Below are 9,558 nucleotides of genomic sequence, written 5' to 3'. Positions count from 1 at the left end.
CGGAAATATTAAACTATATGATGATGAGAACGTAAATTCATTTGAAAAAGTCTATCAAAAAGAATTTAGAAAAGTAACATCCGAAATAGGGAAAATCGTTGAATTTAATAAAGGTTTTGTCATGAAGATTGGTGAACGCGGTGGTAAATCATTTGTGATCCTTTGTTTATCTAAAATGAATACGCCTCGTCTCACACTCGAAGAACTTTCTTGGCTGAAAACTTTGGCTTTTTATACAAACGTATCGATCGAAAACGTCATGAAAATCGAAGAACTAATGAGTCATTTAGAAGAAATAAAACAACAAGAATCCAACCCCGTATGGCTCAAAAAACTCATGTACACGATCGAGGAAAAACAACGCTCGGATCTCGCCCGCGATCTCCACGATTCGGTTCTTCAGGATTTGATTTCCTTAAAACGCCAGTGTGAGCTGTTTTTGGGTGATTTTAAGAAGGATGATAATCCGTGCCGTGAAGAGGTGCAGGACAAGCTTGTGCAGATGAATGAGCAGATGTCTGATGTGATTTCGATGACGAGGGAGACGTGTCATGAGCTGCGGCCGCAGCTTCTGTATGATCTTGGATTGGTGAAGGCGCTGTCGAAGCTGGTGGCGCAGCAGCAGGAGCGGGTTCCGTTTCATATTCGTTTAAATACCGGGAGATTTACGGCTTCCCTTGATCTGGATTCGCAGCTGAATTTGTACCGGATCATTCAAGAGTTTCTGTCTAATGCGGTCAAGCACTCTCAGGCGACGGATGTGCTGATTATGCTCATCAGTATTCAAAACAAAATCGTTCTTCATTATGAGGATGATGGCGTAGGGTTTGATCAGGAAAAGAATACTGAGCATTCCATGAGCATGGGGCTTTCTGGCATTAAGGAGAGAGTCAGGGCTTTAGATGGGCGCCTTCGGATTGAAACAAGTGAAGGAAAGGGCTTTAAGGCTGATATTGAAATCGAATTGTAATGGATTTATAACGGAAACGACTTGGCACAGGCCAAGTCTTTTTTATAAAATGGAAAAGAGTGAGTAAAAGGGAGGAAAACATGAAAAAGATACTAGTGATTGATGACCATCCGGCTGTCATGGAAGGCACCAAGACAATTTTGGAAACGGATTCGAATTTGTCTGTTGATTGTCTCAGTCCTGAACCGAGCGAACAGTTTATCAAGCAGCATGATTTCTCGTCATATGATCTCATTTTAATGGATCTGAATCTAGGCGGCGAGGTCAATGGGATGGAGCTTTCTAAACAGATTTTACAAGAGAATCCTCATTGTAAAATTATCGTGTATACCGGTTATGAGGTCGAGGATTATTTCGAGGAAGCGATTCGTGCGGGTCTGCACGGTGCCATCAGCAAAACGGAATCTAAAGAAAAGATCACCCAATACATATACCACGTACTCAACGGAGAAATTTTAGTCGATTTTGCTTACTTTAAACAGCTGATGACTCAGCAAAAAACAAAGCCGGCTCCTTCCTCTCAAAAAGAACAAGATGTGCTCACACCTAGAGAATGCCTGATTCTTCAAGAAGTTGAAAAGGGATTTACAAACCAAGAAATCGCAGATGCCCTTCATTTAAGCAAGCGGTCCATTGAATACAGCTTGACATCGATTTTCAATAAGCTGAATGTCGGTTCACGGACGGAAGCGGTTTTGATTGCGAAATCAGACGGTGTACTTTAAATGTTGGGGGGTGTAGAGATGGATATGAAGCACACATTGCTTGAAGCGCTTGGTATTGAGATTGTTGAAAACACAGCGGAACGATGCGTTGCGGTCATGCCGGTGGATCATCGGACGGTACAGCCGTTCGGATATTTGCATGGAGGCGCTTCAGTGGCCCTGGCGGAAACCGTGGCGAGCGCAGGTGCACAGAACCTGATTGATCATACAACGCAAGCTTGTGTCGGTTTGGAGATTAACGCCAACCATTTAAAATCTGTAAAGGAAGGAACGGTAAAGGCGATAGCCGAGCCCGTTCATATAGGCAGAACGACGATTGTCTATCATATTCACATATATGACGAGCAAGAGAGGCTGATCTGTATATCCAGATGCACGCTGGCTGTCATCAAGAAATAAAAAAACAGCCGGAACTCTGCCTGTCCGGCTGCTTATTTTTATAAATAAGAATCCTCTTTTCGTTTAATCACAAAGTTTCTGATTCCGTTATAGTCATCTTGCACACTTCTCTCATCAAGCTTGACGCCGGAGTTATACGCAGCACGGCAGATCAAGTGCCCGCCGATAGGCGACGTAATAAAGATAAAGAGAATTCCAAGCAGGATTTTAGCGGAGAGCTCCCCCGTCACAAACCACAAATAGAAGAAGACACCGAGCAGAATCATATTGACACCTAATGTTGAGCCTTTAGAAGCAGCATGAGCGCGTGTAAACACATCGGGAAGGCGAAGTACGCCAAATGAAGCAATGAGGCATATAAGAGCACCCAGCAAAATGAATACAGCCACAACGACCTTAGCGGTTTCGATCATTTTCGATAATCTCTCCTTTCTCCAGGAACTTGGAAAATGCGATCGTTCCGATAAACGATAAAATCCCCAGCAGCAAAATAATATCTAAAAACGCACTTGTTTTCAGCAAGATGGAGACAAGCGCCGTGATTGCGATCAGATTGATGCCGATTGCATCCAGAGCCACGACCCGGTCAGGCACAGTCGGCCCTTTAATGACACGAATGACATACAAAAAGGTAGACACTGCCATAATGCCGAGCGCGATTTGCAGGATCAGCGTAAACATCACCGGCTCACCTCCTGTATGGCTTTTTCAAATGACTCCCGAATATCAAAAATCGCTTTTTCCGCATCCTCGATATCCATTGCATGAATATAAAGTATTGTTCTGTCATCTGAAATATCCATCACCAAGGTTCCCGGCGTTAATGTAATGAGCAGAGAAAGCAGGGTGATTTCCCAGTCCTTCGTCAGTTCAGTTTTAAAAGCAAAAATACCCGGTCTGATATTCAGTTTTGGAGATAAGACTGATTTCATCACACTGACATTAGCAAGGTACAGTTCCTTTATAAAAATGAAACAGAGCTTGATGATAGAAATCAATTTCCATAGATAAAACTGGCGAGTGAAAAAGCGCCGGAAGAAAAAGAGAGAGAGCATTCCCAGAATATAGCCTGTAATGAATCCTGCGGCGCTTGGACTGTTGCTTAAGAACATCCAGCAAAAAGCGAGAAACACATTTAATAAAATTTGAAATGCCATGCGATCTACTCCTTCAGAACAGCTTCGATATATTTTTCCGGATTCAGCAGCGTCTCGGCCGCTTGATCAACGTAAGGCGACACCCATTCTGTACCCACCCCGAAGAGAAGAGACAGCAAGAGAAAAATAGCTGCCGGATAAAGAAGTCCTTTAGCTGTTCGATGATTTGGTTTTGGCGTTTCTTTTTCTTCGCCCCAAAACGCATGTATAAAGATCCTCAGCACAGAGTACAGTACGAGCAGACTCGAAAGCAGAATCAGCATGGATATCGTAAATTCACCTTCTGCGAAGCCGCCCTCCGCAATTTTAAATTTGCCGACAAATCCGCTCAGTGGCGGAATGCCTGCAAGAGAAATAGCGGAAATGAAAAACATCCATCCAAGAACAGGATAGCGTTTGATCAGCCCGCCCATTTTATGCAGGCTCGCGGTTCCAGTCAATGCGATCAGCGTACCTGCCAGCATAAACAAAGCGCCCTTAATCAGCATATCGTGAATCAGATAGTAGATCGCGCCCTGAATAGATGCGGGGGTGTGTACTGCCACACCGAACAAAATCACGCCGACAGCGGTAATAATGTTATAGATCACAATTTTCATGACATTCGAATAAGCGAGTGAACCGATCACACCGAAAATCACAGTCAGCGCCGCCAGCCAAATCATCAGCTGATGGGTAAAGGCAGTATCGTGAATAAAAATCAATGTGAAAACCCTCGTAATCGCATATAACCCGACTTTTGTAAGCAAAGCGCCGAACAACGCGGAGATTGCTGCCGGTGGCGCGTAATAAGAGCCTGGAAGCCAAAAGTAGAGGGGGAAGATTCCGCCCTTCATGCCAAATACCAAAAGCAGCAGGACACCAATCACAGTGATCAGCCCGGTTTGTCCTGATTCGCTGATTTTCACGCTAAGATCCGCCATGTTTAACGTGCCGGTTACAGCGTATAAAAAGCCGACCCCTATGACAAACAGGGCAGACGATACGATATTAAACACAATATATTTAAGGGATTCCCGCAGCTGAATTTTTGTGCCGCCTAATACAATCAGCATATAGGAAGCAATAAGCAGAAGCTCAAAAAATACGTACATATTAAATAAATCGCCTGTTAAAAACGCTCCGCTGACACCGGCAAGCAAGAACTGAACGCCGGAGTAGTAAAAGGAGCGCTCCCGTTTTTCACCGACGGAACGGAAGGAATAAAGCCCAACCAATAAACCGATGACCGCTGTTGTGAGAACGAGCAGGCTGGCGAATTGGTCTGCGGCGAGCACAATGCCGTACGGCGCTTTCCAGCCGCCTAAGCTGAGTGTCTGGATACCTTTTGTGAAGACAGTCTGTACAAGTATGCCGCTAATCACAATCCCGATGGCCGATGCCGCCGTGCTGAAGATTCTCATGAGCATAAGATTCTTCGTCATGAAAATCAGAAGAATAGCCGACAAAAGCGGGATCAGGATTGGCAAAATAACAAAATTATTCATGTTGATCATTTCCCCTCATTTGATCCATATCGTCCGATTTCAATTCCTGATAAGCGCGAAAGGCCATGACGAGGATGAATGATGTAACGCCAAAAGAAATGACAATTGCGGTCAAAATCAGGGCTTGCGGAAGCGGATCGACAAATGATTTGGCATGCTCGCTCAAAATCGGAGCGGCGCCTTTCTTTAACCCTCCCATAGTCAAAAGCATTAAATGAACGCCATGGCTTAACAGTGCTGTTCCGATAATGACGCGAAGCAGGCTTTTAGACAGCAGCAAATACGTAGCAGCCATAAAAATAATACCGGCTAATACAGCCATTAAGATTTCCATTATTCTTCCTCTCCAATCGTTTGAATAATGGTCATCGTTATGCCTACGACAACAAGATAAACGCCTAAATCAAATATCGTCGCTGTGGCGAGCTCCGTTTTCCCAAGGATCGGCAGCTGAAAGTATCCGAATGTGTGGGTTAAAAAAGGAGCCCCGAAGACAAAGGAGCCAACGCCTGTTAATACAGCGAGCAGAAGGCCGGCTCCCGCGACATAAATGAAATTGACCGGCAAAAGGGAACGCACGGTTTTTAAATCATACGCCAAGAGCAAGAGAACGATGGAAGAGGACGTGATCAGTCCGCCGACAAAGCCTCCTCCGGGCGCGTTATGCCCTGATAAAAATAAATAGAAAGAGAAAAGCAAAATGATAAAGGATACAAGCTTTGTCGCGGTTTGAAGAATCAAGTCATTTGTTTTTTGTTCATTCACCGCTTTTCCCCTCCTCTTTTACTTTTGTTTTAATCATGCTGTAAATGCCGAGAGCGGCTATCGTTAATACCGTAATTTCAAACATTGTATCAAATCCCCTGAAATCAACGAGAATGACATTGACGACATTATCCCCTCCGCCGAGATCGTGGCTGTGTTTGACAAAAAAGGACGCAATGCTGTCTTTTGTCCGCTGGCTTGACGATGCGATGCCGAGCAGAGTAACGATAACACCGACGCCTAAAGAAATGATAAAATTCGTCATCCGGAACGTTCTCGTTTTTGTTTTCAGCCTCAGTTTCGGCAAATGGTAGAAGCAAAGCAGAAACAGTGCCACAGAAATCGTTTCAATGACGAGCTGAGTCAATGCCAAGTCCGGCGCTCTGAAAATGACAAAAAACAATGCAAGCGTATAACCGACAACACCGAGTGCAATGATCGCCGTCAGTCTTGACCTAGCAAAAACAGTCGCCACTGTGGCGCTGATCATGACAAGCGTCAAAATGATTTCGTATACACCGATTTTAGCCATGCCTTCCGTTTTAAATAAAAATCCGCCTTTAATGGCAAAAGCTCCGCCTATCAGAATGATGAAACCAGCGAAGATATACAGCAAATAATCTCTTAAAAACCCGGTCATATATTGTTTTGTGACCCGGTAAGAGCCTTTCTCCATCAGAGTCAAAAGCTTATCGTATAACCGGTTGAGTGTGAGTTTCGAAGGAAACAGTTTATAGATTCCTTTCCACTTATTCAGCGACAAATAACCAATTGTTCCGATCACAACAATACCCGCAGTCATGAGCAATTCCGTTGTAACCCCATGCCACTGTGAAATGTGAACGTGGAATTTCTCATGGCCGGCAAGCAGTGTCGGATAGATTGAGTTCATCGCAGGCTCTATCAGGCTGTACGACAATATATTCGGGAAAAAGAAGAGACTGACAGCCAAAGCGACAAGAATGACCGGTGGTACGAGCATGCCGACAGGCGCCTCGTGAGCCGGTTTTTCAAGCTGCTCAGGCTGGTAATTTCCTCTGAATGTTTTAAACAGCAATTTCATGCTGTAGATAAACGTAAATACACTTCCGATCCAGGCGAAAAGAGGGAACAGAACGCCCCATGTCTGCACGTTGAACAGGTCAAAATGTGTCACGCGAAGCATGCTTGTGAAAAACATTTCTTTACTCAAAAATCCGTTAAACGGCGGTAAGCCGGCCATTGAAAATGTCCCGATTAAGGAAATGGTAAAAGTAATCGGCATAATCGCCATCAGGCCGCCTAGCTTCCGGATATCCCGTGTGCCTGTTTCGTGATCGATAATCCCGACTGCCATAAACAAGCTTCCTTTAAAGGTTGCGTGGTTGATCAAATGGAAAATGGCAGCCATAGCGGCAACTGTATAATATTCTGTATGGCCGTAATGAAGGGCCGCAGCACTGACTCCGAGCATGGAGATGATCATGCCGAGCTGGCTGACGGTTGAAAACGCCAAAATCGATTTTAAATCAGTTTGTTTCACGGCATGGAATGAACCCCAAACCATCGTAAAGAGGCCAACGAGGGACACGATCCAAAACCACTGAGCTGAAAAGGCGAAAATAGGGCTGAATCTCGCAATCACATAAATGCCGGCTTTTACCATAGTAGCTGAATGGAGATAAGCGCTGACAGGCGTCGGAGCTTCCATCGCGTCAGGGAGCCAGATGTAAAAAGGAAATTGCGCTGATTTCGTAAAAGCCCCTAATAAAATGAGAATCATAGCCGGGATAAACAATTCGTGGCCGGCAATTAATTGAACCTGGTGAACCATCTCTCTAATACTGAAGGAATCCGTTATCAAATAAAGGAGAATAAATCCACCGAGCATGCACAGCCCGCCGCTGACCGTAATCAAAAGTGATTTGGCTGCGCCATAGCGCGACTTTTCCCGCTTATACCAATAGCCGATCAGCAAAAAGGATGAAAGGCTTGTAAGCTCCCAGAACATGTAGAGAACCATGACATTGTCTACTAGAACGACGCCGAGCATGGCGCCCATGAACATCAATAAGTAGACATAAAAGGGCCCAAGCTGTTCTTTTTCTTTCGATAAATAAAAAATGCTGTAAAGAGTGACCAAAGAGCCAATGCCTGTGATCAGTAAAGCGAATAATAACCCGAGGCCGTCTATATAAACGGTAAAGTTAATGCCGAGTGACGGAATCCACTCTAATACCGATCGAAGTGTTTCTCCAGATTGTGTCATCCTGATCATTGGGAGAAAGTATATAAACAGCAAGACGGGCAGGATCAACACAAACCAGCCCGTATGCACTCTTTTTGCGTATTTTGCCAAGAAGGGAATGATAAAAGCAAATAAAAAAGGCGATAAAATAGCAAGATGTAAGAGCTGCAAAGATAAGACCTCCTTTTCTCGTTCTCAATTGAAAAATGCGCTATGTATAAAATATACGGTCAAACGACCTAGTCCAAATTATATCGCACTTTTCTGCAAGCTGCCACGCTTCGAACTGCTGTAAGGGATTTTTATGAGTTCTTTTGACCTCAAAATAAGTCTAACAAAAAAGAGGTTATTTGTATATTTAAAATCAATCCTGATCAAGCTGAAGGAAAGGAGCTGGTCATGTGAAAAGAAAAGTCGTGATGTGCTCAGGTTTATTCTGCTCAGTATTTGCAGGGGCATTCATGTTGAATCAATATGACGGGCGCAGCGGTGTGGCGGCTAGTGATGAGTGGGAGCTGTATTTACTGGAGCACCACCTGTCAGCCAGAATGAGTGAGACGGAATCAAAGGATCTGCCGTTTGGTCCCCGAGAGTATATTCGGATTGTGAATAAATAAAAAAAGAGTTCCGCATAAAACGGAACTCTTTCTGTTTATGAAGTGAAAAAACGAAGCAAAACTGTCGCGCAAATAACTGTGCCTGCACCGCCGAGACGGGTTGAAATTTGGGCAAACGGCATAAGGCCCATTCTTCCTGATGCTGATAAAATGGCAACATCACCCGTTCCGCCGAGGCCGCTGTGGCAGCAAGTAACGATTGCGGATTCAACCGGATACATGTTCATCAGCTTGCCTACAAAATATCCAGAACCAATCATCGCGATAACAACTGAAATACAAATGATGACAAACGGAATAGAAATCACAGACGCTACGTCATCCAACGGAATAAAGAGGATGCCGAGACCGACCATCAGCGGCCATGTAAAGCTTGAAGAAATAAACTTATAAAGCTGGTAAGCGCCTTCTTCCATTTTTTTCGGAAGAATATTTGCATACTTGACAGCCGCAGCTGAAATAATCATTAAGATCGCGCCCGGGATGAAGATGAATTTCTCCAATAACCCGCCAAAAATAAAGAATGTACACGCGAGCAGAACTCCTGCTCCCATTAATTTGAAATCAATTTTTGCTTCGGCTTCTTTTTGATTGAAAATCTCATTTGCTTTTTTAGATTTTACGAGACGTCCGTTCCCATTTAGATCTGGACGCTTATCGCCAAGCTTTTTCATTAAGGCTGCACATATGATAGCAAAAACGTTTCCTATAATTGCGGCTGGAACCAGCTGAGACACAAATACATCAGCAGATGAGCCCAGTATTTGTGAGTAGGCGATTGAAAGCGGCAAAATTCCTTCGCCTATTCCCCCGGCAATAATCGGGACAACAACAAAGAAAAAGGAATCATAGGCACTATAGCCAAAAATAAATCCGACAAGGATGCCGGCTGCAACGGCCGCGATCGTTCCTGCAACCAGTGGAACGAACATTCTGATAAACCCCTGTATTAAAACAATTCTGTTCATACCGAGGATACTTCCCACAACAAGGCAAGCGATATAGAAATAAAGGAAGTTAGACGTTTTCATCAAGTTGGTTACAGCGTCTAAAGATGTTGAATTCAGTACATTGTAAAAGACTAAAAATGAAGGAACAAACAAAGATAAAATAGCAGGGCCGCCAATATCCTTCAATATCGGTATGCGTTGGCCTATGTCTCCGAGAAACACACCAAGAATCATAATGATGGCAAACCCGCCAAGCATATT

At 44.1% G+C, this 9,558-nt stretch carries 11 protein-coding genes and 1 pseudogene; 4 read left to right on the top strand and 8 right to left on the bottom strand.

What is annotated here, in order from left to right; genetic code table 11:
• From comP to RAC86_RS29985, 3 genes and pseudogenes are all read left to right on the top strand, one after another.
• Positions 1–970, top strand: a pseudogene (gene comP / locus RAC86_RS29995) (two-component system sensor histidine kinase ComP); the annotation flags it as partial.
• An 80-nt stretch (positions 971–1,050) separates the two neighbouring features.
• On the top strand, positions 1,051–1,695 hold the full coding sequence (gene comA, locus RAC86_RS29990; protein ID WP_003220716.1) for a two-component system response regulator ComA: 645 nt from the start codon (positions 1,051–1,053) through the stop codon (positions 1,693–1,695).
• Between the two features lie 18 nt (positions 1,696–1,713).
• Positions 1,714–2,094, top strand: coding sequence for a hotdog fold thioesterase (locus RAC86_RS29985; RefSeq protein WP_377886349.1), 381 nt, complete (start codon positions 1,714–1,716; stop codon positions 2,092–2,094).
• 38 nt (positions 2,095–2,132) lie between these two features.
• On the opposite strand, the gene mnhG is transcribed toward RAC86_RS29985, so the two are convergent.
• From mnhG to RAC86_RS29950, 7 genes are read right to left on the bottom strand one after another with little or no spacing between them, the layout of a single operon-like run.
• Complete coding sequence (gene mnhG / locus RAC86_RS29980; RefSeq protein ID WP_003244302.1) at positions 2,133–2,507, bottom strand: monovalent cation/H(+) antiporter subunit G; 375 nt, start codon at positions 2,505–2,507, stop codon at positions 2,133–2,135.
• Positions 2,491–2,775, bottom strand: coding sequence for a Na(+)/H(+) antiporter subunit F1 (locus RAC86_RS29975; protein WP_003228814.1), 285 nt, complete (start codon positions 2,773–2,775; stop codon positions 2,491–2,493). Before RAC86_RS29975 ends, mnhG begins: the two co-directional genes overlap by 17 nt.
• Positions 2,775–3,251, bottom strand: a complete 477-nt coding sequence (locus tag RAC86_RS29970) for a Na+/H+ antiporter subunit E (protein ID WP_003228815.1) — start codon at positions 3,249–3,251, stop codon at positions 2,775–2,777. The genes RAC86_RS29975 and RAC86_RS29970 overlap by 1 nt, the downstream gene beginning before the upstream one ends.
• A 5-nt stretch (positions 3,252–3,256) precedes the next feature.
• Complete coding sequence (locus RAC86_RS29965) at positions 3,257–4,738, bottom strand: Na+/H+ antiporter subunit D (RefSeq protein ID WP_128993337.1); 1,482 nt, start codon at positions 4,736–4,738, stop codon at positions 3,257–3,259.
• Complete coding sequence (locus RAC86_RS29960) at positions 4,731–5,072, bottom strand: Na(+)/H(+) antiporter subunit C (protein WP_003220730.1); 342 nt, start codon at positions 5,070–5,072, stop codon at positions 4,731–4,733. Before RAC86_RS29960 ends, RAC86_RS29965 begins: the two co-directional genes overlap by 8 nt.
• Positions 5,072–5,503, bottom strand: coding sequence for a Na(+)/H(+) antiporter subunit B (locus RAC86_RS29955; protein WP_003228819.1), 432 nt, complete (start codon positions 5,501–5,503; stop codon positions 5,072–5,074). Before RAC86_RS29955 ends, RAC86_RS29960 begins: the two co-directional genes overlap by 1 nt.
• Positions 5,496–7,901 (bottom strand): Na+/H+ antiporter subunit A, encoded by a 2,406-nt coding sequence (locus tag RAC86_RS29950; RefSeq protein WP_173614275.1) that lies wholly within the window; start codon positions 7,899–7,901, stop codon positions 5,496–5,498. The genes RAC86_RS29955 and RAC86_RS29950 overlap by 8 nt, the downstream gene beginning before the upstream one ends.
• 230 nt (positions 7,902–8,131) lie before the next feature.
• Between RAC86_RS29950 and RAC86_RS29945 the strand changes: the two genes are divergently transcribed.
• Positions 8,132–8,347, top strand: coding sequence for a hypothetical protein (locus RAC86_RS29945; RefSeq protein WP_015483630.1), 216 nt, complete (start codon positions 8,132–8,134; stop codon positions 8,345–8,347).
• 35 nt (positions 8,348–8,382) lie between these two features.
• On the opposite strand, the gene maeN is transcribed toward RAC86_RS29945, so the two are convergent.
• On the bottom strand, positions 8,383–9,558 hold a 1,176-nt coding region (gene maeN, locus RAC86_RS29940), incomplete at its 5' end, for a sodium/malate symporter MaeN (RefSeq protein ID WP_377886348.1).

Source organism: Bacillus sp. LR_5 (assembly GCF_042709275.1).
The sequence above is the reverse complement of the archived record's forward strand: the minus strand, read 5'-3'. Positions and strand labels throughout refer to the sequence as shown.